The 24,216-nt window shown below is 56.0% G+C and carries 25 protein-coding genes; 14 read left to right on the forward strand and 11 right to left on the reverse strand.

Annotation, left to right across the window (positions count from 1 at the left end; all coding sequences use genetic code 11):
- Nucleotides 1-205: 205 nt before the first annotated feature.
- The 5 genes from EUZ85_RS16695 to EUZ85_RS16715 form a co-directional block, all read right to left on the reverse strand.
- Nucleotides 206-970 (reverse strand): ABC transporter substrate-binding protein, encoded by a 765-nt coding sequence (locus EUZ85_RS16695; protein WP_127970357.1) that lies wholly within the window; start codon nucleotides 968-970, stop codon nucleotides 206-208.
- Between the two features lie 233 nt (nucleotides 971-1,203).
- Nucleotides 1,204-2,145 (reverse strand): agmatinase family protein, encoded by a 942-nt coding sequence (locus tag EUZ85_RS16700; protein WP_127970358.1) that lies wholly within the window; start codon nucleotides 2,143-2,145, stop codon nucleotides 1,204-1,206.
- A gap of 13 nt (nucleotides 2,146-2,158) precedes the next feature.
- Nucleotides 2,159-3,436, reverse strand: coding sequence for a radical SAM protein (locus EUZ85_RS16705; protein WP_127970359.1), 1,278 nt, complete (start codon nucleotides 3,434-3,436; stop codon nucleotides 2,159-2,161).
- 105 nt (nucleotides 3,437-3,541) lie between these two features.
- Complete coding sequence (locus EUZ85_RS16710) at nucleotides 3,542-4,513, reverse strand: DMT family transporter (RefSeq protein ID WP_127970360.1); 972 nt, start codon at nucleotides 4,511-4,513, stop codon at nucleotides 3,542-3,544.
- 253 nt (nucleotides 4,514-4,766) lie between these two features.
- Nucleotides 4,767-5,699, reverse strand: a complete 933-nt coding sequence (locus EUZ85_RS16715; protein ID WP_127970361.1) for a LysR family transcriptional regulator — start codon at nucleotides 5,697-5,699, stop codon at nucleotides 4,767-4,769.
- 108 nt (nucleotides 5,700-5,807) lie between these two features.
- On the opposite strand from EUZ85_RS16715, the gene EUZ85_RS16720 reads away from it, so the two are divergent.
- The 4 genes from EUZ85_RS16720 (at nucleotide 5,808) to EUZ85_RS16735 (ending at nucleotide 11,391) form a co-directional block, all read left to right on the forward strand.
- Nucleotides 5,808-6,857 carry an MBL fold metallo-hydrolase gene (locus EUZ85_RS16720; RefSeq protein WP_127970362.1) on the forward strand — a complete coding sequence of 350 codons (1,050 nt, stop codon included), beginning with the start codon at nucleotides 5,808-5,810 and terminating at the stop codon, nucleotides 6,855-6,857.
- A gap of 268 nt (nucleotides 6,858-7,125) precedes the next feature.
- Entirely contained in the window at nucleotides 7,126-8,667 is a 1,542-nt protein-coding gene (locus EUZ85_RS16725; protein WP_127970363.1) for a hypothetical protein, read from the forward strand.
- Nucleotides 8,668-8,672: 5 nt separating this feature from the next.
- Nucleotides 8,673-9,800, forward strand: a complete 1,128-nt coding sequence (locus tag EUZ85_RS16730) for a caspase family protein (RefSeq protein ID WP_127970364.1) — start codon at nucleotides 8,673-8,675, stop codon at nucleotides 9,798-9,800.
- A complete protein-coding gene (locus tag EUZ85_RS16735) occupies nucleotides 9,787-11,391 on the forward strand; it encodes a hypothetical protein (protein ID WP_127970365.1) in 1,605 nt (534 codons plus the stop codon). Before EUZ85_RS16730 ends, EUZ85_RS16735 begins: the two co-directional genes overlap by 14 nt.
- Nucleotides 11,392-11,505: 114 nt before the next feature.
- Here EUZ85_RS16735 and EUZ85_RS16740 read toward each other — a convergent pair whose 3' ends face one another.
- Nucleotides 11,506-11,733, reverse strand: coding sequence for a hypothetical protein (locus tag EUZ85_RS16740; RefSeq protein WP_127970366.1), 228 nt, complete (start codon nucleotides 11,731-11,733; stop codon nucleotides 11,506-11,508).
- Nucleotides 11,734-12,073: 340 nt separating this feature from the next.
- Here EUZ85_RS16740 and EUZ85_RS16745 point away from each other — a divergent pair, with 340 nt between their 5' ends.
- Entirely contained in the window at nucleotides 12,074-12,760 is a 687-nt protein-coding gene (locus EUZ85_RS16745) for a heavy metal response regulator transcription factor (RefSeq protein ID WP_127970367.1), read from the forward strand.
- A complete protein-coding gene (locus EUZ85_RS16750) occupies nucleotides 12,747-14,153 on the forward strand; it encodes a heavy metal sensor histidine kinase (RefSeq protein ID WP_127970368.1) in 1,407 nt (468 codons plus the stop codon). Before EUZ85_RS16745 ends, EUZ85_RS16750 begins: the two co-directional genes overlap by 14 nt.
- Before the next feature lie 25 nt (nucleotides 14,154-14,178).
- Here the strand turns inward: EUZ85_RS16750 and EUZ85_RS16755 are convergent, their stop codons facing one another.
- The 3 genes from EUZ85_RS16755 to EUZ85_RS16765 form a co-directional block, all read right to left on the reverse strand.
- Nucleotides 14,179-14,577 (reverse strand): hypothetical protein, encoded by a 399-nt coding sequence (locus EUZ85_RS16755; protein WP_241567060.1) that lies wholly within the window; start codon nucleotides 14,575-14,577, stop codon nucleotides 14,179-14,181.
- 105 nt (nucleotides 14,578-14,682) lie between these two features.
- Complete coding sequence (locus tag EUZ85_RS16760; RefSeq protein WP_246842208.1) at nucleotides 14,683-15,090, reverse strand: hypothetical protein; 408 nt, start codon at nucleotides 15,088-15,090, stop codon at nucleotides 14,683-14,685.
- A gap of 296 nt (nucleotides 15,091-15,386) precedes the next feature.
- Nucleotides 15,387-15,710: a topoisomerase DNA-binding C4 zinc finger domain-containing protein gene (locus EUZ85_RS16765; RefSeq protein WP_164887270.1), complete on the reverse strand. Its 324-nt coding sequence runs from the start codon at nucleotides 15,708-15,710 to the stop codon at nucleotides 15,387-15,389.
- A gap of 243 nt (nucleotides 15,711-15,953) precedes the next feature.
- Here EUZ85_RS16765 and EUZ85_RS16770 point away from each other — a divergent pair, with 243 nt between their 5' ends.
- Nucleotides 15,954-16,469, forward strand: a complete 516-nt coding sequence (locus EUZ85_RS16770) for a hypothetical protein (protein WP_127970372.1) — start codon at nucleotides 15,954-15,956, stop codon at nucleotides 16,467-16,469.
- A gap of 57 nt (nucleotides 16,470-16,526) precedes the next feature.
- On the opposite strand, the gene EUZ85_RS16775 is transcribed toward EUZ85_RS16770, so the two are convergent.
- Complete coding sequence (locus EUZ85_RS16775; protein WP_127970373.1) at nucleotides 16,527-17,336, reverse strand: ABC transporter substrate-binding protein; 810 nt, start codon at nucleotides 17,334-17,336, stop codon at nucleotides 16,527-16,529.
- A 102-nt stretch (nucleotides 17,337-17,438) separates the two neighbouring features.
- The gene (locus tag EUZ85_RS16780; protein WP_127970374.1) at nucleotides 17,439-17,852 is read right to left on the reverse strand and encodes a hypothetical protein; all 414 of its coding nucleotides are present in this window, start codon (nucleotides 17,850-17,852) and stop codon (nucleotides 17,439-17,441) included.
- A 207-nt stretch (nucleotides 17,853-18,059) separates the two neighbouring features.
- On the opposite strand from EUZ85_RS16780, the gene EUZ85_RS16785 reads away from it, so the two are divergent.
- The 7 genes from EUZ85_RS16785 to EUZ85_RS16815 all read left to right on the forward strand — a co-directional run bounded on the left by EUZ85_RS16785 (nucleotide 18,060) and on the right by EUZ85_RS16815 (nucleotide 24,162).
- Complete coding sequence (locus tag EUZ85_RS16785; RefSeq protein ID WP_127970375.1) at nucleotides 18,060-18,389, forward strand: transcriptional regulator KorA; 330 nt, start codon at nucleotides 18,060-18,062, stop codon at nucleotides 18,387-18,389.
- Nucleotides 18,390-18,535: 146 nt separating this feature from the next.
- Nucleotides 18,536-18,913, forward strand: a complete 378-nt coding sequence (locus EUZ85_RS16790) for a DMT family protein (protein ID WP_127970376.1) — start codon at nucleotides 18,536-18,538, stop codon at nucleotides 18,911-18,913.
- 92 nt (nucleotides 18,914-19,005) lie between these two features.
- Complete coding sequence (locus EUZ85_RS16795; protein WP_127970377.1) at nucleotides 19,006-20,097, forward strand: putative zinc-binding metallopeptidase; 1,092 nt, start codon at nucleotides 19,006-19,008, stop codon at nucleotides 20,095-20,097.
- An 84-nt stretch (nucleotides 20,098-20,181) separates the two neighbouring features.
- Nucleotides 20,182-20,706, forward strand: coding sequence for a DUF1566 domain-containing protein (locus EUZ85_RS16800; RefSeq protein ID WP_127970378.1), 525 nt, complete (start codon nucleotides 20,182-20,184; stop codon nucleotides 20,704-20,706).
- A 62-nt stretch (nucleotides 20,707-20,768) separates the two neighbouring features.
- Nucleotides 20,769-21,155, forward strand: a complete 387-nt coding sequence (locus tag EUZ85_RS16805) for a VOC family protein (RefSeq protein ID WP_127970379.1) — start codon at nucleotides 20,769-20,771, stop codon at nucleotides 21,153-21,155.
- Between the two features lie 89 nt (nucleotides 21,156-21,244).
- A complete protein-coding gene (locus tag EUZ85_RS16810; RefSeq protein WP_206618080.1) occupies nucleotides 21,245-22,393 on the forward strand; it encodes a DSD1 family PLP-dependent enzyme in 1,149 nt (382 codons plus the stop codon).
- Nucleotides 22,394-22,710: 317 nt separating this feature from the next.
- Complete coding sequence (locus EUZ85_RS16815) at nucleotides 22,711-24,162, forward strand: OmpA family protein (protein WP_127970380.1); 1,452 nt, start codon at nucleotides 22,711-22,713, stop codon at nucleotides 24,160-24,162.
- The last annotated feature ends 54 nt before the right edge of the window (nucleotides 24,163-24,216 follow it).

Raw genomic sequence — 24,216 nt, forward strand, 5'->3', positions numbered from 1 at the left:
TGATATAGTTGAAAGTGTAGTGGATTGATTGAGAGTGTAAATAATAAACTTGGTTAATTTAAAGGAAGGTTTTATGTTGTATTTTTGTGACTTTTTATGAATTTGTTTTCTTTGCTAATTTCAAGTAATTGCTGGTTTTACTCTTCCCTTTTTCTTGCCACTAATTGGTGGGGTTTATTTTTGTCTATGGGTTGCTTTTTGATGTTCAATCAAACGTAGGATCATTAAACCTGCTAAACAACTCCTTCAGCTCCCCACTCTCCATCAAGCGATCCATCTCCCTATCCCATATTTCCGCGAATTTTCGTCCTTCGTCGTCGTATCTGAATCCGAGGTAGAACTTTGCGCCTGGGATGACGTCTTTTTGTATGACGACGCTGTGCGCCAGGCCGTTGTCGATGACGGCGTCGACGAGGCGTTCTTCGTAGTCGAGGATGTAGTCGATGCGTCTGAGGTCAAGCATTTTCAGGGCGGCGTCGATGTCGACGAATTCGTGGATCTGGACGGGAACGGTCAGGATGCCGCTTTGGTCGAATCCAGAGTTGGGTTCCCAGGAGACGCTTTGTCCTCTCAATTGCTCCTGGCCGATCCAGTGATCTATTTTACCCTTGAGGTGAGCGACGGAGAGGCTGCCCACATAGATGTGCCAGCGAGGCAGGTAAATGTCCCGCATGCCTTTGTAGGCGCCGGGAAAGGCGTCGAAGTTGAGTTTTGCGGTTTGCACGTTGGCCTGGCAGCGTTTGGGCGGCATGTAACTGACTTCCACAGAGATCCCGTTGTCCTCGTAAATAAGCTTCCACAATTCATGATATAACCCCGCGCCATCCGGGTTGGTGTAGCCTTCCCAGATCGGTGTGCAGATGCGGATGGTGGAGTCAGCGGCGAAGGTGGGACGCCATACGCTGCAAGACAGCAGGATGGCGAAGGCGCAGAGTCCGCGCAAGGGTGTAATGGATCGCATGAGAGGCATTGGCGTACTCGAATTGCGCGCTCTAACAAACGCCGAAAATGTCGGACAAACCGGGTTCGGTAGAAGTATAGCAGTCGACTGCTTGAGGGAGGCCAGGAGGTTGAAATTGGCGCCAGAGAATCTTTGTCAGAGAAAGTGTGATCGAGAAAATATGCCAGAGAAAGGGCGCGCTAAAAAACGCCCCCGACAGGCGAGTGCGGAAGGGCTCGGTCGGGGACGAAGGGTTAAAACGGTCAGTCGCGTCGTCTTTCGGTTAAGCCGGCGAGGTAGTTCATGACGAAGTGGGCGGCGACTTCTGCGGTATTGGAGGCGTCGTCCAGGGGCGGGCTGACTTCCACGATATCCAACCCGATGGTTTTGGTTTTGCGGGCGATTTCGTAGAGCGCGTCGGCCACTTCATAGGCCATCAGGCCGCAGCTGTTAGGGACGCTGGTGCCCTGGGCGAAGGCGCGGTCGAGGCAGTCGATATCCACGGACACGTAGACGCCGTCGGTATCGCGGGAGGCATGGGCGATGGCTTCCTCCAAGGTGTGGCGCCAGCCGTCGCGGCGGATTTCATAGGGGGTGCGCACCATGACGCCGGCCTGTTCCGCGCGCTCCATATATTCCCGCGAATAGATCGGCGCGTTCACGCCCAGCTGCACGCTGCTGGCGTGGCTGTACACGTCTTGCACCGTATACATCCAATGCCCTGAGTGCTCCTGACCTTTCACCGGCGGGCGGGAGTCGAAATGGGCGTCAAACACGATCAGACCGAAACGCTGGCCGCCGGAGCGTTTAAGCAGCCCGCGCAGTATCGGATCAGTGACGGAGTGATCGCCACCCAGGAATACCGGCATGGTTGAAGGCGGCAGGGCCGTGACAGCTTCTTCGATGCGGGAATAGGTCTGGTGAATGTCATTGCTGACGGGCACAGGCGCGCCGCGACGAAAACGCAGGGAAGAAAGGTCCGCGCGCTTGTCCGTGCAATAAAGACTGAAACCGTTCAGCGCCTCCAGAATGGCCGAGGGTCCAAACCGGGTTCCGGGTCGATGGCTTACGGCGAAATCGAATGGAATCTCCACAAAGGTGATCAAGTCTGAACCGAAGTCGGCGCCGGCGGCGTCCTCTACATCCTTGACCCAGGCCTCGGACACCCATTTCAGCGACTGATCGTTGACAACTCTCTCGTACATGGCGGCTTCCTCATCACACCGGTTGGGTAGTTTGCGTTTTCACCATGGCCCCCTTGCGCGTCAGCTCCACATGGCCAATGCCGACCGCCTGTTTGGCCCTTTCCACCACCGCGTCGTCGCCGTGTTTGGCGCGCCAGCGTTCGTATTCTTCAACCTTGCGGTTCATGGCGGACAGGTCGCGGCCTTGCCACTGGCGTTCCCGCACCAGACAGAAGCCGTTTTGATCCGGCGTGCGGATTTTTTCCGCATAGGCGGAGTTCCATACATCCTCCAGCGTATCCTGGCGCAAATGTCCGACCAGTCGCGACAGACCGTTGCAGTCGTAAACTTCGCCAAACAGATTCACAAACAGACCGCAGTTAACCTGCCGGCAACGATAGCCGCCGCCCATAGGTCGACTGGGGGAATAGATCAGCCCGTATTCCTCTTCGTCGATTTTGCGCATCATCTCAATCAGGCCATTGGCGCGCTCTTTTTCCAGCAACAGGGATTTATGATCCGCCATGCCTTCGGGGATCAGCGTCATGATGTAGCTGTGCACGTTGTTGTCCCGGCACCAGCGAAACAGGTCCGCCACATCATCCAAGTCGTGAAATTTCGGCGTCACCACTACATCGATGGCGAGGCGGGTGGGAATCGACTGGTTGAAGCCCCGCTCCAGCAACAGACCCATGGCGCTGCGCGCTTTGTCCCCATAGCCGCGCACGCCCACCATGCGATCCTGCACGGCGGTGTCGATGTTGTTGTACTTGAGGAAAACGGATGCGCCCAGCTTATAAAGGCGATCCGCTCCGGCGGCGTCCAGGTGGTAGCCGCTGGTGAACAGCACGGTGGTCATGCCCAGGCTATGAATGTATTCGACGATCTCCCAGAAGCCGGGATCGATCATCGGCTCGCCGGCGCCAGGAAACTCCACCGTTGTGGCGCCAAGGCGGCGCGCCTGCAGAATGATGTCTTTGCGCTCCTGCGTGCTCAGCTCTATCCGGTCCGGCACATCGCTGTAGCGGTCCGGGGTGCGGTCACAATAGAAACACTTCAGTTTGCACTCGCCGGTCATATCGATGTCCAGGTGCAATAGACGGTTCTCCGCCTGCGCCCGGCGAATCGTCTCCTGGCAGTAATCCGTGCCCACCGCCCACAAATTCTCCAGCCGGCTCTGCGCCGCCTGAATATGAGCGAGGGATTTGCGGTCCACATCGGGGGAGAGACGCAGACTTGGAAGGTTATCGGTGCGCTCTTCGGCGGCGTCGATCAGATGTACGTTCAACAGCGTTGCGTGATTATTATCCATAACTAAATTCCTTTTTTGATCCGATTTGCGTTACAGCTATTCCATGAGGCGTATCCTTTTCGTCTTCACCGCGGTGAGCCCAAATCAGGCGTGGCGGCTGTGGATTTAGTAGGCGTTCTGAGTGGGTTCCTGCAGCGTCCCGGAGGACTCGTCCAGTTCCTTTTTCGCTTTGTTTTTCTGGGACGAGGACTGGGCGTTTTTTTCTTTTATTGTGATGAGGCAGACGGCGACGATGATGACGCCGATACCGAACATGTTGACCAGGGTCAGGCGTTCGCCCACCAGCGCGTAAGCGACCAGCCCGGCCACCAGGGGATCGAACATGCCGATAATGGTGGCGGGCAGGGCGTCTACGTGACGCAATCCATACATCAACAGCCAGTACGGAATGATGGTGGCGATAATCGCGATGAACGCGATGTAGAGGACAACGTCCCCGGAGTAATCGATGGTATGCACGCTGAGCGCGGGCAGCGCCGCGAGCCAAAGCAAGGAGCTTACCAGAAACGCATAGAGCGTCACCGTGCTGGCGCCGACGCCCCGTTGCTTGCAGGCGTTGCCAAGCATATTGAAGATGGCGAACGCCAGTCCGCAGGCCAGCCCCACCAGCACTCCCGCGTTGAGGGAGAACAGCTCCGCTTCGCCGCCGGTGAGCAGAAAGCAGCCCGCCACGCTCAACGCGACGATGCCTGCGTCGCGAAGGTCAACGCGGCGTGAGGCGAAGGCGACGCTGATCAATAGCACGAAAAATGGCGCGGTATATTCCAGAGTGATGGCCGCCGCCACGCTGATCATGCTGATGGCGTAGTAAAAAGTGATGTTTACGGCGGTGAAAGCCAGGCCGGTGGCGATCAGCAGGGGAATCGCCGATTTGCTGACCCGAAAGGTGGCGGGCTGCGTCAACAGCATGGCCAGCGAAAATACTGCGCAGGCGACCAGGGAGCGCACCGCCGTTAGATCCAGAGGCGAGATATTCGCATGGAACAGTACTTTGGCGAGGGCGCCGGCGACGCCGAACAAAATCGCCGCGACGGTGATCGCGGTAATGCCGAGAGCAAAAGGGTGATTTCGCCACATATCGAGTTCCTTCCGTTGCAATCCATGTTTCTGGCAGCGATATACGGGCTTCGTAAGCCGTCCCGCCTGTTACGTCACACGCACGTCGAATCCTATCGACGAGGTTGCAGCGACCCTGTCAGGCGACGCTATCGTTGCGAGACAAGGCGATAAAAAGGGGGGACGAATTCATACTACGCCTGTTTCCGGCTTGCTGGCAACAGGCAAAGTTATCACTAAAAACAGACGCTTAGGATCTAAGTTAGAGGGTTTTTCAGAGCGCCATGGTCTCCTGTAGACACTCCTCTATCACAGTCATCAGCCAGCGCAGAGCCGGGTCTTTATCGCGGGTGGCGCGCCACACCAAATCCACGCTGGTGTCCGCCAATGACAGTGGCGGCGCTGTCGCGCGAAGCCCCGACGCGGCGCACATACAACTGGCGACGACCTTGGGAACGGTGGCGAGAGCAGGAATCCGCTTGAGTATCGGGGGCAGGGTGGAAAAGCGCGGCAACGCGAACTGAACGGTGCGTCGCAGCCCCATTTCCGCCAACGCGACGTCCACATTACTTTCAAACGCACCCTTGTAGGTCACCATCAAATGCGGGTGACTGACATATTGCTCCAGCGTAAGGGGCTCTGTGATGGTGAGCTGAGCGGGATCGTAAACACAGAGAAAGCCCATGGAGCACAGGCGCTTGCGCAGCATCCAGGCGGGTCCGCCGTCCATGAAGCAGGAAACGCCCAAGTCCATGCCATTTTGCTCCAGCATGGAGGGCCCCTGAAAAGGATCGACGGATTTGATGGCGAGACGGATCGACGGCGCTTGTTGATGCAGCTTGGCGATCAGACGCGGCCCCAGCCACACTTCTACCCAGTCCGACATGCCCACGGTGAAGACTCCCTCGCTGGTGACTGGATCGAACGTCGACGGCTCGAACAGGGCGGAATGGATTTTCCCCAGCGCCGGCAGTAACTCCGCTTCCAACTGCAGCGCTTTCACTGTAGGGGACATGCCCTGCGCGGTGCGCACCAGAATCGGATCGTCAAACAGCTCGCGCAGTCGCGACAGCGCCCCGCTTACCGCTGGTTGTCCCAGGTGTAGTTTTTCCGCCGCGCGGGTGACGCTGCGCTCTCGCAACAAAACCAGCAGGGTGACCAGTAGATTAAGGTCGACGCCCCTAAAATCTCTTTCAGTGATATTCATTATTGCAACAATCGATTTGAGTGATGGTGTCAAATATTGAATCATTGCACCCGGTCAAAGGCAATGGCGAAAACGCCGCGCCGCAGAAAAATTTTTTAAGGAAATACTATGTCTACCTCTTCTCTCCGCACCTCTTTCCATACTTCCCCCACCACTCAAAAAACACCCCTGGCGCGTAGTTTGTTTCTGGGCGCTGCGTTACTGACTGCAGGAGTATCTATGACGACGCCATCCGCTTACGCTGAATCCGCTACAAACACCAAGTCCACTCCCGTTGTCGCAGCGGCGCAAAGCAACCCTGGCTATTACGGCATGAAGCTGGGTGACTTCAAAATTACGGCGGTGTCCGACGGCTCCGTGATGGTTGACTTCACCAAACTGATGAATAACACGACACCGGAAGAAGTCTCGCGATTGCTGGCGCGTCATTATCTGGGACCGCAGGTGGAAACCTCTATCAACACCTTCGTAATCGACACAGGCGATCATGTGGCCATCGTGGACACCGGCGCGGGGGATATCTTCGGCGACAAGGGCGGTCATTTGTTGGAAAACCTGAAAGCCGCCGGATACCAGCCAGAACAGATCGACGCCGTATTGCTGACGCACATCCATGGCGACCACTCTTCCGGGATGACTCGTAGCGGCAAAATGGTGTTCCCCAATGCGACGGTTTATGTAGATCAGCACGATGTCGACTTCTGGATGAATCCAGCCAATAAAGCCAAAGTGAATGACACGCTGAAACGCGGCTTCGACTGGGCGGAGCAATCCGTCAGGCCCTATCTGAACGCCAATAAAGTGAAAACCTTTAACAGCGATGGCGAGTTATTCCCCGGCGTGAAAACTGTCGCCACGCATGGCCACACACCCGGACATACCGTGTATGAAGTGGAAAGCCAAGGACAGCGCATCCGCTTCCTGGGGGACCTGCTGCATATCCGCGACATCCAGTTCGCCAGACCGGAAATCACCATCGATTTCGACGTCGACTCGCCAGAAGCCGCCCGTCAACGACTAGCCGCCTTCAACGATGCGGTGGAAGACGGTTACCTTGTGGGCGCAGCGCACATTCCATTCCCTGGCGTCGGCCATGTGCAGCGGGACGGCGGCGCGTTTGAGTGGATTCCTGTGAACTATAGCGCGCAAGTGAAGTAGCGCCCGTTTTATCTCTTAACAGGGGCTGAGCGTTTCAGGCCCTGTCTTGCCTGCGCCTGCTCCCCGGCATGAGGGAATCCCTCCCTCACAAAACGACTTCTTCATCTATACTGAAACTAACGCCTTTCCTGGGCGCCGGATGTATTTGCGGGCTGTAGGCGATGGACGCGAAGGGAATTTCAGCAGCCGATGCGGGATGAACCTTCGCCGTTATGGAAGGCGGCTTCTGAGAACATGTCATGGCAGGGTCAGCTTGAAGGAGGTGCGCATGTTCATTTCCAAGAATCATATTATCCATTTGGCGGACGGGCGATTACAGCCTGCATCCACTACCTCTGCGGCGGACGTGCGCCATATCGTGCGTCAGGCGCTGCAACAGAACCCGGCGGCGGGAATCGTCATCCACTTTCACGGTGGACTGGTCAGCGCAAGCAGCGCGCGGGAAACGGCCGAGCAGCGACTGAACCCCTTATATGCAGATAAAGCCGGCGCTTATCCCATATTCTTTGTATGGGAGTCCGGCTTTTTCGAAGCGCCGCTGAACAACCTGAAGGAAATCGCCAACGAAAAAATCTTCAGGGAATTCGTGAAAAAAATCTCCGAATGGGTGCTGAAGAAGCTTCCCGCAAGCGTTGGTATAAAAGGCGCAGGGGGAGTGGGGGTTAATGAAATCAAGCTGCGGCAGGAGTTCGACGACTGGTTCGCCGGGCGCAGAGACACGCCGCCTGACGCCCTGCATAAATCCGCCGGCCTGTCCGACGCTGTGATCGCCGCCAATACCCGCAGCGCAACGCTGGATGTGGACGAACTGAACGCGGATATTACCGATAGCATAGAGGGTGATCCGGTCTTTCAGGAGGCGGTGACGGAAGTCTATAACGGCCTGCAGCCGCGAAATGGCCTGCAGTCGGCCTCCAAATCAGAGGGGACAAGAGTCGCCTCCAATTCGCAGATCAGCAAGGAAGCGGCGGATCGCCTGTTCGAGCCTCAGCCGGCAGAAGCCACCAGAGGGTTTGGCGCTATCGCCTGGTGGAAAGTCGCCAAGGTGGTCGCCGCTATAGTTCTGCGCGTAATTCGGCGTTTTCGCGCCGGGCGGGCGCACGGTCCCTACGTCACCCTGGTGGAGGAGGCGTTGCGAGAACTGTATATCGACAAAATTGGACGCTCGCTCTGGTGGGACCGAATGAAGAAAGACACCGCCGACGCCTTTACTGAAGGAAATGAATATGGCGGCCATGTCTTTCTGTCTGCGCTGAAGGAAGAACTGGAGGGCGTGCAGACGCCGCCCAGAATTACTCTGGTGGGGCACAGCACCGGCGCGATCTATATCTGTCATCTGCTGAGAAGCGCCGCCCGTCTGTTGCCCAATCAGCAGTTTGACGTCCTATTCGAAGCGCCAGCCGCCACCCATGCGCTGATGGCGGCGACGGTCGCTGAACATGGCGGCAGGATCAGTCATTTCCGCCAGTTCGCCATGTGCGATGAGCGTGAGGCGGGAGATACTCTGGTTCCCATACTGTATTGCAGCTCATTGCTGTACTTCGTCTCAGGCATGCTGGAGAACGAACCGGACGAGCCGCTGGTCGGCATGCAGCGCTATCTGAGTGAGAGCGACGTCTACAACGCCGACGCCTTCCCGAATATCCAGGCCTGTCGCGAGTTTTACGCCAAATACCCCAACAGCCTGGTGTGGTCGCCCAGCGTTGCAGGGGATGGCCGCAATAGCGACGGCCGAAAGCATGGGGACTTTGATGACGAGGACCCCTGCACTATGGGGAGCGTGGCGTACATTCTTCAACATGGGTACTAAGCGCCATGGCCACTAATGATTACGCTATTCTGGTGGGCATCAGCCGATATGCAGACCCTGATCGCCTGCCTGACCTGAAAGGCCCGGTTCGTGACGTTGAGCTGATGCGCAACTGGCTGACGTCGCCTGCCGGCGGGGATGTGCCGGCGGCTCAGGTCATAGAAATTGTATCCGACGAAACCGGCATGACGCTGGCTGATCTGACAGCGAGGGATGATGGTGACGACAGCGCCATGCCGCCGCTGTTTCAGGATTTCTTCAAGAAGTTCCTCAAGCTGATCAGCAAGCCGGATCGCAGCGGCTACGTTTATCGCCAAGGTCGGCTTTATCTGTATTTCTCCGGGCACGGCTTTTGTGAGAAATATCGCCGTGAAGCCCATGCTGCGCTATTCGTAGGTAATAGCAGTCCGATAGAAAACTGGAATATCTACGGCACCTATTTTGCGCAATGGACCAAGGATCAGGGGCTGTTTTCTGAGATCGTGCTGATCATGGACTGCTGCCGTGACGCCAAATTAACGCAACGCCCTATGCCGCCGCCCCTCCCGCAACCCATCAATATCGGCGCCAGCGTCACGCCAAAGCTGTTTGAACTGTATGGGGCGCCGCGAGGAGGCAAGGCGCAGGAGCGCGCCATCGCCGCTCGCAATGGCGAGGTGCACGGGCTGCTGACACACGCTTTTCTGGATGCGCTGGAGCATGCGGAGTGGGGAAAAACGGAGGTGCCTTCCCAGGCGGTGAAGAATTATCTGGAAAGTCAGTGGGGCATTCTTTGCGAGGGAAGTCCGGCGGACCCGCCGGAGGTGGTGGTTCCCACCATTGGCGAAATCTATTTCCAGCGCAAGGCCGGTAAGTTGAAGCCGCAGCGCTTCAAAGTGAAGAACTGGAGCGACGGCGAGAAAGTCCGAATCGTGAACGGCCAGTTTGAAGTGGTCGCCGAACTGATACTTAACGGGGATCAGGTAAAAGTTAAGCGTGAGGCCCAGTTTGGAGGCGACGACAGCGAGGAGTTGGTTATTGCCGTCGTCGATGGCGAGTTTGAACTGCCGTTGCCGGTCTCTCTATTGATGGCGACCGGCGGCGCTTCGATTCAACAGAAATTTGAAACTGGAGGTGACGATGTCGAACTCTAAAGCATCCGTTACCGTCAATATCGCCGACCGCCAGGGTGAAATCGAAGTGGTGGACAGCGCTTTTCAAGTGGTGGCAAACGGGTTTGGCGCATTGACTGTGGCCCTGGCGCCGGGATTGTATAAAGCGCGCGCGCAGGCTGGCGGCGGCCGCACGGAATCGTTGTTCCTGGTTGAGCCGCAAGCAAAGACGCTGACAGTGCCTCTGAACGCTATCGACTTCGCCAACCCTGCGCCGGTGCAGGAGGGCGAGGATTGGACCAGGCGTCAACAATCGGCGTTGTTTGATCTGGTTGCAAGTGAACCAGAGGACGTGGGACTGGGATGGGACGGCGGACTGTTACTGAGTCTGCGTCAGGATAGGGTTCCCGATCACGACGAGGGGCGAAGCGCGGACCGTTTGCGCATCGTCATGGATCGACTACAGCTGCGGGACGCCATGGGTAATCAGCTTGCTGACTTTCGCCGCAAGGAAGTCCATTTGCCGGAGCTGGGGCTGTTCGCCGTCAACCTTAAGCTGAAGGCCGGATACTATCTGCTGGGCTATCAAGATGAGCAGGGCGAAACGGTTTTGACGCCTTTTTATGTTGTGACGGGGTGGCGTAGTCAGATCTATTTTCAGCTTCCTGACGAGGGGCCTTTTGGTTATCAGGACTTCAGCGATAGGGCTATGTTGATGACGCCTTCGGGAATGGGACTGCCACATTACGAACTGCGACGGTATTTAAGGCTTACCGAGATTGCCCGTTATGCATTGCTGCAGGGGCGGCAGGCCATTACCCGGGAGGAAATGAACGCGCTGTTGCAAGACAAGTTCTTTAACCCGCTGTTTGGACTGTTCGCCGCCCACTTGCTGCTTTTGAGTCCGCGCCCCAATCAGGACCTGCTGGAGACGGTGATACACAACACCGCAGGAATGATCGGCATTGATAATCCGGATATCCAGGCGTTGAGGCTGGCCTTGGCCGGGCTCAAAGGGGAATCGCCGCTCGCCTCACAAGGCGTGAGCTTTCCACCCATGCTTAGCGCCAGTTGGAGAGCGCTGCTGGATTGCCCTGCCATGGTGGTCGCTAATCCCGTTTTGCGTGAAGTGGCGGCCAGGCAAGTCGCTCAGGGACCTTGGCTGGCCTGGAAGCTGGAAGAGGAGGTGGGGGGGCGGATTGAATCTCGCCCCGGCGGCTCTTTAGAGATATTGGAAATTCACGCTTTCCAAGCGTTTGAAAGCGAGAGTATTTTTACCAAAGGCTATAACTTTTCCACTTGGGAGCTGCCGGACACGACTCCCGCGTCAGAGGAAGATGTGCTGCAAGCCATCAAGGATCTTGCCTGCAATAATCCCTGGAACGAGATTATTCGGGCGCACAAGAAGGCGGTTCGAGAAGGGCAGGGAGGGCTTCATCTGACCAATCTGCAATTCTCTCTGCTGCCCATGCTGCAGCTGATCAAGGAACAGTTGGAAGAAGGGGACGATTTCACTGTGGAGGAGTTCAGGTTGATGATGTCAGGGTTGCATGTGCCCCTTGTCGTCGCAGCCGAGGCGTTGCAGGATTTGACCGAAAAGCTGGCGACCATTGCAGCGCCGTCCGGCGGCTAGTCGCCTGGCGCTCAAAAAAAGGGGGCTGGGAAGCCCCCGACTGAGTGGACATCTCAGGTGGAACCGTTGTGTGATGTCTGATCGCTCTAAATGCTAAGGGTATTGGAAAAGGTATTAAGACTGCGTGTCGTTGCTGGGCGCGTCGTCAAATATAAAGCGCTTGTGTTGCACCGCAGTGTGGCCCATTTGATTGGCGGCGGAGCTGCCGGACTTCGCTGTGGAATGCGTCTTTTGCTCCGCTTTCTTTTCCCACAGGTAACCGCCGCCTTCTTCGCTGGCGCTTGCAGTCATGGCGTAGCTGGTCGCCATCAGTGTCGCTAAAATCATTGCTTTGGTTTTCATCGTTTCAATTCTCCAGTTACAGGGTGTGTATCTCGTTAAACCTTTACGGACAGTATTTTTCGCTACGGGTTTGGCCCGGCTTAATCCGAATCCTTTTGGTTTCCGCTGCTAGCAACTCCCTCGCAACAGGCCGGCTGCGCCGGTAATTCGAAAAAGGATGGCGACACTATGTCGCGTCGGCGCTGACTGAGGCATGACGCATGGATTACAGGGTCGTAATGCGTGCGTCATCTTTACGCACGGCGTCACGGGTTATCTTTGCGCCGCCGCGCCCGCACGCGCGGCTCGATTCCCCTCACATGTCCCTATGCGACAACCCCATGCAGCCCGGAGGCGTAACATGAAACTGCTGGTCGTGGAAGACGAAGCGAAAACCAGGGAATACCTGCGGAAAGGCCTGACGGAAGCGGGCTTTGTCGTCGATACCGCCGCCAATGGCCTGGATGGCCGGCATCTGGCCATGACGGAGCAGTTCGACCTGATCGTGATGGATATCATGCTGCCGGATCTGGACGGCTGGCGTTTGCTCGCCTCCTTGCGGGAAGCGGGCAACGCTACGCCGGTATTGTTTCTGACCGCTCGCGACAGCGTGTCAGATCGGGTGCAGGGGCTTGAATCCGGCGCCGATGATTACCTGGTGAAGCCGTTCGCCTTTTCCGAACTGCTGGCGCGTGTGCGCAATATTCTGCGGCGAGGCTTGGCGCCTTTAAGTGGAAATCAACTGAGCGTGGGCGATCTGACGTTGGATGTCTCTCGCCGCAGCGCACGTCGAGGCGACGCGGATATTCAGCTGACCACGAAAGAATTCACCTTACTGGAGCTGTTCGTGCGGCGTCAGGGGGAAGTGTTGCCCCGATCCCTGATCGCCTCTCAGGTGTGGGATATGAATTTCGACAGCGACACCAATGTCATTGACGTGGCGGTGCGTCGCCTGCGCATGAAAGTGGACGATGGTCATGATATTAAATTGATCCAGACCGTACGGGGCATGGGCTATCGGCTGGACGTGCGTAATGAGCTCCCCTAAGCGACCATTGCCCCTCGCAGTTCGTATTACTGCGCTGGTGGGGATCGCCATTCTGGCGGTGTTTCTGGTATTCGGCTGGTTGATCGAGCGCACCATCGACCAGCACTTCATGGAGCAGGACAGCGCGGTGCTGAAGGAAGCGGCGGCGGTGGTGGAAGACATCCTGTTCCAGCACTGGCCCGCTGAAGATATTGATATGTTGCAGCGCAAGCTAGATCGCGCGCTGCCGGGCCGCTTGGGCGTGATCTGCAAACTCAGCAAGCCTTCCAGTGAAGTTATCTATGCGTCCCCTGAGTTTCGCGGCAGAGGGTCGCCGGGAGATCTGGAAGTGCTCACGGTCATTACCGCGGATAATCTGCGCATGTGGCGGGATGGACAGAATCTCTACCGGGGCATTCGCCTCAAATTGAGCGCGCCGGAAGCTGCGCCGTCTTCCTATTATCTGGTGACGTTGGCGCTTGAAATCAGCGCCCACCGTAAATTCATGAAGAGCTATCGCCATACCTTATGGGCGTCCACTTTATTGGCGGCGCTGGTGGGAATCTGCGGCGTGTGGGTCGGCGTGGGCAGGGGGCTGGCGCCGCTGCGGCGGGTCAGTAATCGTATTCGAGGAGTTTCTTCAGACCGGCTGCACGTTCGTTTGGAGCTGGATGCCGCGCCGATCGAACTGGTGGAGCTGGCGGCTTCTTTCAATGACATGATGCAGCGCGTAGAAACCTCCTATCAGCGGCTGTCCAATTTCGCGGCGGATATCGCCCATGAATTGCGCACCCCAGTGACCAACCTGATGACGCAAACTCAGGTGGCGTTGAGCAAAGGGCGGGGCGTAGAGGAATATCGAGAGGTGCTTTATTCCGGCCTGGAGGAGTTCGAGCGCATTTCCAAAATGATCGACGACATGCTGTTGCTGGCGCGCACGGAGAGCGGTCTGGGTCGCTTGTCGCTGGAAAAAGTCAGCTTACGCCAGGAAGTGCAGGACCTGTTAGACTACTTCGAAGCCTGGGCGGAAGCTCAGGGCGTATCGCTGACCCTCAAGGGACGCTGTCGCAAAGTGCGGGGAGACCGCATGATGCTGCGCCGCGCTGTCAGCAATCTGCTATCCAACGCCATACGTCACACTCCCGAAGGCGGGACCGTCTCCGTTTCCCTGTGCGACACTCCCGGCTTCGCCGTGGTCAGCGTCGCCAACCCTGGACCCGGCATACCACCGGAACACCTGTCCCGCGTGTTCGACCGCTTCTACCGCGTCGACGACTCCCGCTGCCGCACCGACGAAGGCGCCGGTCTGGGACTGGCCATCGTCAAATCCATCGTAGAAGCCCACGGCGGCTGCATCGCCGCCAACTCAGAACAAAACCACACGCAATTTGTGATGAAAATGCCGGGCAAGTAAAGCGCGCCCTCAGGGCGCAGGAGTCTTATCCTCCGTGCGCCGCGGCGAACTCCGGGTAGAGAATAAAGTTATGGATGAGTAATGGAATCAGCCCGCCAAACATAATGACGGTGCTGACAACCAAAACATAACAGAGACCGATTTGAAAGCTTGAAGCGTGAGCGCGAAAGTTAATGGTCTTCCTGTAAACGCTTTTCTGGTAATTGAAGCGCCCATCCACAAACCTTTTGGCAAGCCCTTTAAGAGGCCTGCCTTTGTAAGGCTGCAGCAAAATACCCGATACATAGTTGAATAGTCGAATCAGGAAACTGACGTAGAAGATCCCTTTCTCCAGCGTGAACTCCTGAATCTCAAACTTCTTATCGAAAGGCCTGACGATGGAGAAATAAGCCAAGGGCAACTGGATAAGCAGAATTGAGAACATGACCAGCGCCCAGATAAGCAGCCCGTAATGCCAATAAATGTTCGGGCTTAACAAGAACTCTGGGGGCGACGTGGGCAATTTCTGTGACTCAAAACGGTAAAAAGGTTAGCTATTTCGCGCAGCGGCGAACTCCGGGTAGAGAATAAAGTTATGGATAAGCAACGGAATCATGCCGCCGATCATCACGATAGTGCTGGCTACTAAAATGTAGCTCAGAACTATTTGAAGGGGATTGGCGGAGGATCGCATATTAATTTTCTTTTCATACAGCTGGTCCTGATGACCAAACTTGCCATCAATGAGCCTTTTGGCGATTGAGTTGGAAAGCTTGCCGCGATAAGGCTCAAATACAATCCCGTGAACGTAATTGGTCAGGCGGACGATAAAGCTGCCATAGAAAATCCCCCTCTCCAGGACAATATTCTTCATTTCGAACTTCTTGTCGAAAGGTCTGATTAAGGCGAAATAAGCCAGCGGAAGCTGAATGAGCAACACTGAAAACAAGACCAGCATCCAGACTACCCAGAAGTAATGCCATATGGGATTTGGGCTGAATAGCAGCTCAGGTGGGGCGTCGGCCAAGTGTTTACTCCTATCAAACGTGCTGCAGCTTGGCGTGTTCGGTGACGCCAAAACCGCCAATTAGCAAAATCAAACGAACAGTCTATTTGGCCAGGCAGTCTAATAGAAGCAGCGGCAGTCCCAAACAATCAGAACCAACGCAGAGTAAAACCTCGCGCAGTCTGTGATGAACAAGCTGGATACGGAGGCCTCTATCTAAGGCCTCGAATGGCTAACTGACTTTATTATCAAGCCGCCCGGACGCCCGTGCATTTCGGGTAGGCGCTGCAGCTGAAGAATTCGCGGCCGGCGCTGGGGCCTTTTTTGATTCGGCGGCTGACCATCTGTGCGCCGCATTGGGGGCATATTCTGATTCTGTTTGCGGGCTTGCGTTCGTTGGCGTCGGCGATGCGCATGACGGGTAGTGGCGTGGAGGTCGGCGCTTCCTCTTGCTGGGTGATGCGTTGTATGACGTTGTGGAACCAGGAGGTTTGCACCAGGGCGATAATGACGGCCAATGGAGCCAGAAACCAGAATTCGAGCGTCAGCTCAAGCGCTAATGAAGTGTCCATGTTGCTTCCTGCTGTTATCTTTCCGGATTGTTCTTGTTTTTGGGAAGTATAGCCCATCGGCATGGGGCCGGGCGGCGTTGGCGAGGCGAATCGTAGTTATTACGGTATAGATAGTGGGGTTGTGCAAAATTTAATCTTTCTATAAAGGCTTCGCCTGTTTATTCACGCCTATATTGATAATCGGCTCATGCAGTCTCTTTGACGCCGAAGGAGCAACCTTTCTCACTGCAAGGAGTGTGTCTCATGGCCAAAACCCACAAGCAAATTATCGAAGCGATCGCCCAGCGTATGTATAAGCGTCGTCTGCGAGAGGCGAACACCAACAGAAGCGGTCTCACCATGTGTTACGCGGTATCTGCAGTTACAGGCCGCTGCTATGTCGGCTACAACATGGCGGAATTGAATACGACAGACTGGGGAACTGGCGGGTGTGCCGAAAATCGCGCGGCCTATCTGGCGATGGCCTATGGTGAAAGGCTGGATAACATGGTGTTTTTCGCCATGAACGACAACAGCGAGTATTTTAACGCCTGCAGCGAATGCCAGCGTTGGCTTTGCGGCGTCCACCCCGGACGCGGGTTTCTGAAGAACCAAAGCCAGGAGTGGATGATCAGCACGACTCGGTTTCAGCCCTCATCGGGGACTTATGTGGAAGCCCCGCTAACGGAGCGCGAGCAGGAGACGCTGTTTGCGGCGGGGGACGAGATTGATGCGGATTCCCGTGAGTTCTACAGGGATATTCGCTATAGACAGGGCTGATCCGCCAGGGAACCTCTGAAAAACTATCTGTGGCCTCGCCAACGTTTTTCAGGGGGGCTAGTTTTTCGGGTCATATTTCCCGGCCAGCAGATCCGCCATGTAGCGATCATAGATCCCCTCTGCGCGGATCTGCTTGAGTCCCTCATTGAACATCAGCATCAGACGTACGGAATCCCTGTGGACTTTGGAGAACAGCAAGCTCAGGCGGGTGGTGGCGAGGGGCTTTGGATTGTAGGTGATGGACTCTCTGATCGCCTTGGGAAACTTCTGGCGCAGCAACGTCAGGCCTGCGACCGGGCCCATCAGGCACAAGTCGATGCGATTCAACGCCAGCATATTGAAGTTCTGTTCGTCCTCCGGGACTGTGCTTACCCGCAACATGCCAGACTCCGCCGCCGCCCAGAACTCCTTGGTATAGGTATAACCAATCGTGGCCCCGATGCTGTACGAACGCAGGTCGTCGAGGGCGCTCCAATTTTCCAGCGGCGTGCTCTTAAGGTGAAAAAAGACGATATCTTCTTCAGCCAGGGGCTCGCTGCAATAAAAATCCTCCTCCCGCTCTTCGCTGCAAATCCAATAAGACGCGGCGTTATGCAGGCCTTGTTTCGCCTGCTCGTAGCTACGGGCCCAAAGGTAGTACTCGAAAGTGACGTCAATCCCCTGACGTTTAAACGCCTCGGTAATGACATGGCTGATGAAGCCGCCATGGGGACCTTTCTGGGAAGTCCAGGGGATATATTCGCCAGTGGCGATGGAAATGGTTTCACGGGCCTGGGCATGCAATGCGAAAACAAATAAAAGAATCGCTAATGCTCTGAAATAGAGTGGTTGATTTCGGAGACGGCCAGATAAAAGCCTGCGTTCCATAAAGTGCTTCGCCCAGTCCTGACTTGCATGTGACATAAAGTCTAGACAATAAAGAGACGTCTTGTTCTCTTTGTGCGAAATCTCAGTGGCGCCTGCAGCGGCCTAACGGCGCATCTTTCTTTTTAACCTCTGGAAATCCTTCTTCAACTTCATCTCTATCAATTCGCTGATGGTCACGCCTTCAGCTTTGGCGAGGGCGCTGACGATCTGGTGGGCCATGACGTTTAAGTCCACGCCGCGGGTGGGGACGGCGGTTCCTCTTTGTTTTTCCCGACGCAGGCGGGCGGCGCGGATGGCGTTTTTCATGGCGTTCCATTCTTTTGACGTCATCCACTTTTCGCACCAGGCGTTAAGAGAACTGTGGCTGGCGGCCCGGGTCAGCGCTTTGGCGGCGCGTCTACGACGATCGGGGGCGGCGTCGGCTCCGCCGGGGAAGGCGGCGTCGCGGAATTTATTGTCTATCCAGCGTTTGGCGTACTCATAGTCCAGCGCTTGAATGTCGTACTTCTTTCGCATCGTGGCAACCTGCTTGAGTTTTGCTCATTTTCCAATATGTTACCGGGTAACGCAATTGATTTATCTTAATACTTTAAACTACAACAATAATCCCCATTTATATCTCTGATGGGCTTGGGGTATATTGCTGTTTCGATAGCGGCGGTGAGACAAACAGCCAAGCTAAGGACGCTTTTCTCTTTTTAGATCCAGGTGGTAATCGCTCCCATGACAGAAGAACAATTCCGGATCGCCATCTCCGGCATGGAACTGGCCGAATCCAATCGCATTATCGCGCACGACTTATTGGTCAAACACGTTCGCAGGAAACTGATCGTGCGCCGCACAGGGTTGTCGAACACCCGCATTGGCCAGATTGAAAAGAATGTGCTGGCCAACTACGCCAAGCGTCTGGAAGCGCTGGGGCTGGTGCGTGTAGAAGTGTTAGTGAGTCCCGAAAACGTGGCCCAGGTGAGGGCGATGGAGGAGCTGGACCGTTTCTCGATCCACTCGGAGCAGAGCGCCGAGGATGAGGCGCTGGAGGCGGCGACCAGCTGACGCATTGAGGCGTTCAAACCTCTTATTGACAAACAACCGGTTTGTGATGAAATGGGGATGCTTGAGGCCGCGATCTGCGGCGCAGGCTAAGCCGCTCTGGCTTGTCTTTTTCGCTATCATCCATCTTCTTTTATTGCTGGTTGTTTATGTGGCCGACTTTGTCTCCTGTTGTGGTGAGTGTCTCTCTGCTGCTCGTCAGCAATGTATTTATGACCTTCGCCTGGTATGCGCATCTGAAGGAGCTGAATAACAAACCCTGGATCATCGCCGCGCTGGTGAGCTGGGGAATCGCCTTGTTCGAGTACCTGCTTCAGGTTCCCGCCAACCGCATAGGTTATGGCGAACTCAGTTTGGGGCAACTTAAGATACTACAGGAGGTTATTACGCTAAGTGTTTTCATTCCATTCGCTTTTTTCTACATGAAAGAACCGCTTAGGTTGGACTTTTTGTGGGCGGGGCTGTGCATTCTGGGGGCGGTGTTTTTTATTTTCAGGCCCACCATTGTGCAAGCGCTGCAAAGCTAAACAGATATACTGGAGCCGCGCGTCGATGTTCAGGGCGAGCTCGTAATCTTCGCTGAATCAACTACCTAAGGTCGCAGGGAGCCACGCCTTTTATGAAACTATTCACCTGTCCGGCATGCGGTAATCTCGTCTATTTTGAAAACGTCGCCTGCACCCGTTGCGGGGCAACGCTGGGTTTCGCGCCCAGTGAGATGACCATGGCGGCGTTTACTCCCGATGGAGACCGGTTTTGGCGACGCGTAGGGGATACCTATGGGCAGTACAAAAAGTGCTCTAACTACGCCGCTCACGCAGCCTGCAACTGGATGCTGAATGCGGATGAGCCAGTGGACTTATGCGCCGCCTGCCAGCTCAACCGGACCATTCCAGACCTGAGTATTGCGGAAAACCTGCCACTGTGGCGCACGCTGGAGACGGAAAAGCGTCGTCTGGCCTTCACCTTAATGCGTCTGGGACTGCCGTTGACGCCCCGCAGTCAGGATGACGCAGGGCTGGCGTTTGATTTCCTGGCGGACCCCGATCCCAGTTTCAATGAGCGCGGCCGAGTTATGACCGGCCACGCTCAAGGCGTCATCACCTTGAACATTGCCGAAGCGGACCCGGCAGTGCGGGTGAGTATGCGGGAGCAGATGGGCGAGCCTTATCGTACGATTCTGGGTCATTTTCGCCATGAGTCCGGGCATTATTACTGGGACAGACTGATACGGGATAGCGACCGGCTGCCGGCTTTTCGCAGCCAGTTTGGCGATGAAACCCTGAATTACAGCGACGCCCTGGAGCGCCACTACCAGTCCGGCGCGCCTGAAGACTGGACGCAGCGTTTCATCAGCGCCTACGCGAGCAGTCATCCCTGGGAAGACTGGGCGGAAACCTGGGCGCATTACCTGCATATGATCGACACCCTGGAAACGGCCTATCAGTTTGGTCTGATGATTCATCCCCGCGCCGGCGATGACGCCAATCTGGACGTGCGCCATGATTTTGATCCCTACAACCAGCCAGCGTTTTCCGTACTGGTGGACCACTGGCTGCCCCTGACGTTCGCGCTCAACAGTCTGAACCGCAGTATGGGGCATGCCCATGCGTACCCCTTTGTGCTCGGGCCGCAAATATTACAGAAGCTGGAGTTTGTGCACCTGACCGTGCGCGAGGCCAGCTCGGCGAATGCGCCAGGAATAAGCTGACGGTTTGTTAACAGAGTGATGACGGCATGAGTGATAGACTGCCAAAAAGTGTAATCTATTACTTTAATAGTGCGGTCTAACTCTATGTTATTTAATGTAAATAAATTGTTATTTCTGCTCGCATTCTCTTTGGCTTCTGGGGCGGTTGCAGCGCAGGAAGCGTGCTCCTCTGAGGTCACGCCTACCTCTCAGTTCGTACTGAAGGGCGCAGAAGCCTATGATACGAAAACCGGACTGATCTGGAGCCGCTGCAGCATGGGGCTGACCTGGCGAGAGGGCTCAGGCTGCGTCGGCAAGGTGAAAATCTCCACCCTGGAAGGCGCGCGTCACTTTGCGCAACTGCAGGGCCATGGCTGGCGCATCCCGACTATTGAGGAGCTATATAGCCTGGTGCGAAAAGGCTGCTCGGAACCGGCGATCAACGCTGAGGTTTTTCCGGATGTGCAGGACTTGGGAGAGGGCAGCCCATACTGGAGCGAGACCCAGGTTGAAGAGGTTCCCATCCTGTATTACTTCGTCGATTTTATGACCGGGGACATAGACGGACACACCGCCAGGTTTCCGCTGGCGTTACGACTGGTGCGAGAGAAAGATACGCTTGAAAATTAGTCTTTATATCTAACAAACAATAAGTTAGCTTTGTTTCTTCAAGCATGGATAAGGAGCGAAAGATGAAAGCGCAAACGCTTATCGCTGTCCGCGATGTGGCCGCCAGCAGCCGCTGGTATCAGACATTGCTCGATTGCCGCAGTGGGCATGGCGGCCCGGAATATGAACAACTGGTGCAGGGTGAGGACATGTTTATGCAACTGCACGCCTGGCATGCCCATGATCACCCTAACCTGGGCGACCCGGACGCCGCGCCACATGGTTACGGCGTGCTGTTATGGTTTCAGGTGGATGAGTTCGATGCGGCGGTGACGCGGGCCAAAGCGCTGCAGGCGGACATCCTTGAAGGGCCGAAACTGAATCCTCGCGCCCAGCATCGGGAAATCTGGCTGCGTGATCCTGATGGCTACGTGGTGGTGCTGGCCAGCGCCTATGGCGATGTTGAGTAGGGCGCCTTGACGCCCTGAATAAGCGTGACCAGTACTCTGCGCGTATAGATGACACAGATACGAATGAATAACTGCAACGGGAGAACTTTGTGACCGCAACGCCCACAGAAGGTTTGAATACCATCGACACGCCATTTCTGGCGGTGGATAAGACCCGCTTTAACGCCAACATTGCGCGTATGCGCGCTTATTTGCAGCCGTTTAATGTGCGCTTGCGGCCACACTTGAAGACGATCAAGTCCGTTCCCGCCGCGGCGCTGGTGATGGCGAGCAAACAGGACCCGGCGACAGTATCCACCCTGAAAGAGGCGGAAGCTTTTGCGGAAGCGGGGTATACGGATTTGCTCTACGCCGTCGGCATTTCCCCGCAAAAACTGCCCCGCGTGTTGGCGTTGCAGCGTCAAGGCGTCAATATCTCCATTCTGCTGGACAGCCGCGAGCAGGCCGAGATGGTCGTCGCCTTCTGTCGGGAAAACGACGCCAATATCCCCGTGTATATCGAGGTGGATTGCGATGGTCACCGCGCTGGATTGCCCGCGGATGATCCCGAACTGGTCAATATTGGACGTTTGTTGCATGAAGCGGGAGTGGAAGTGCGCGGCGTGATGAGTCATTCCGGTGGAACTTACGACTGCGATACGCCGGAACAACTGGCCGTCGCCGCCGAACAGGAACGCAAGGCGGCGGTGGCCGCGGCGCAGGCGTTGCGCGAAGCGGGTGTGGCCTGTCCGCAAGTGAGCGTCGGCTCGACGCCGGCGGCGTTGTCGTTCACCCATCTGGAAGGCGTGACGGAAGTGCGGGCCGGGGTCTATACCTTCTTCGATCTGGTGATGGCGGGCATCGGCGTATGCCAGCTGGACGACATCGCGTTGTCGGTGGTGACCACTGTGACCGGACACAATAAAGCCAAAGGCTGGGTCTTTGTGGATGCGGGCTGGTCGGCCTTGTCCCGGGATCGCGGCACGGCGGGACAGAAAGTGGATCAACGGTACGGTGTGGTATGCGACGAGCGGGGGCGGGTGATTGACGACCTGCTGATGAGCGCCGTCAATCAGGAGCACGGTATCCTGAGCATGCGCGAAGGTAGCGGCAAAGCGCTCCCGGACCTGCCTGTAGGCGCGCGCCTGCGCATTCTTCCCAACCACGCCTGCGCCACGGCGGGACAGTTCCAGCAGTATCACGTGCTGGACGACGCCAACCATCTGCTTGAAGTCTGGCCCCGCATTCAGGGCTGGTGAGGCGGTCCTGATTTTCCTCTGGATCGTCTTCCTGCGCATCCTAAGTACATCTCTATGTATACATATCTATGTATACACCTCTAAGTACAGCTCTAAGTACACATCTAAGTACAACTCACTAAGTCGATCAGGGCCGCAATTAATGGCGGTTCCTGACTTTATTGACTACTCTGTGCTGTGACCCTCCAAGGATGTTCAGGAGAATCGAACAAAAATAAATCTATGTTGTATCTACTTACCGTATAACTGATTTCACGTTGTATACAAAAATCAGTCAGCACGATGTAAGTATCCAACCATCGTAAGGAGACTTCAGAATGAAAGGAGTAGACGCCTATCTCGCCGCAGTAATCACCGCCGTAACGCTCACTGGGTGCGCTTCGCAGACCGCGCTTACTGAGCAGGCCGCCTACCAGCAATATCCCGCCCTGGAAGAACTGAGGGATCAGGTCGAGCAGGGGAAATCACAGAATCTCAACGTATTGTCGCCACAGCGCTACAGCCAGGCCAGGAAGTCCTATCAGGACGCTCTGCAATGGGCCCAGGCGGATAACGCCAAAGCCACCGGCATCGCCAGACAGGGACTGGCCTCCATCAGCGAAGCCCGCACCAATGCGGACGTCGCCGCCTACAACCTGGAAGATGTGCTTAACGCCCGTCAGAAAGCCCTGGCGGCCAATGCCGACAAGATGATCCCCGCAGAGTTCATGAAAGCGGAGGACGGTCTCGTCAAGCTCACCGGAATGATTGAAAAAGGCGCTATCGAAGACGCTAAAGCCGGACGTGCGGAGGTCGCGCGCTTATACTCGCAAGCGGAGCTGAACGCGCTCAAGGGTAATATTGTGGACCGCGCCCGTGACGCGCTGGAATCGGCCAGAAGCCGCGACATTGATGATCTGGCGCCCAAAACCATGGGGATGGCGCAGGAAGAATATCAGCTGGCTCTGAAAACCCTGGATGCGGACAGAACCGATACCGAACGGGCGCAGACCCATGCGCAGAAGTCCCTGTGGAATGTCATGCGCGCCGAGTACATCGCCGACACAGTCAAATACTTTGATGAATCCGACTTCGACGAAGAAGACAAAGTGCTGTGGTATCAGCAACAACTATCGGCTGCCGCTCGTCCAATTAATCAACAACTACCGTTTGATCAGCCCAACAAGGAAGTGGTGCGTCAAGTCAGCGCGGATATTCAAGGGCTGATGACAGATCGCGACTCCGCGCTGCTGGCGCTGGAAAACGCCAAAACACGTGAGATGAGGGCGGCGTCGGAAAAAGACGAACTGATGGCGCAACAGCAGCGGGAAGAGAGGCGTAAGCAGGCGATCACCGCCAAGTTCGCCGTGGTGCAGTCACTGTTCACGGAAAAAGAAGCGGACGTGTACAGACAGAAAGACAACGTGCTGATTCGCGCCCACGGGTTTAACTTCCCTTCTGGAAAAAGCGAGATTCAGGGCGAAAACTTTGCTCTGGTGAACAAAATCATCGAAGCAGTGAAAGAGTTCCCCAATGCGCAGGTCGTGGTGTCCGGGCATACCGATAATCGCGGCTCCACCGAGCTGAACCAGGGGTTGTCGCAACAACGGGCGGAGGAAGTGGCCAAGATGCTGAAAGAAATTGGTCGCATCCCTTCCAGTAAAATCACCGCGAAGGGCTACGGCGAGCAGCGTCCGGTGTCCAACAATGATACGGCGGAAGGGCGTGCTGATAACCGTCGTGTGGAAGTATTGATCGTCAATGAAGGGGGCGTAGAACAGGTCTATTGACCACTCCTTTCTATTAATCACTCCTCCAACGATGCGCGTCCTGTCAGGGCGCGC

It is taken from the genome of Hahella sp. KA22 (genome assembly GCF_004135205.1).
In the GTDB taxonomy this organism is placed as follows: domain Bacteria; phylum Pseudomonadota; class Gammaproteobacteria; order Pseudomonadales; family Oleiphilaceae; genus Hahella.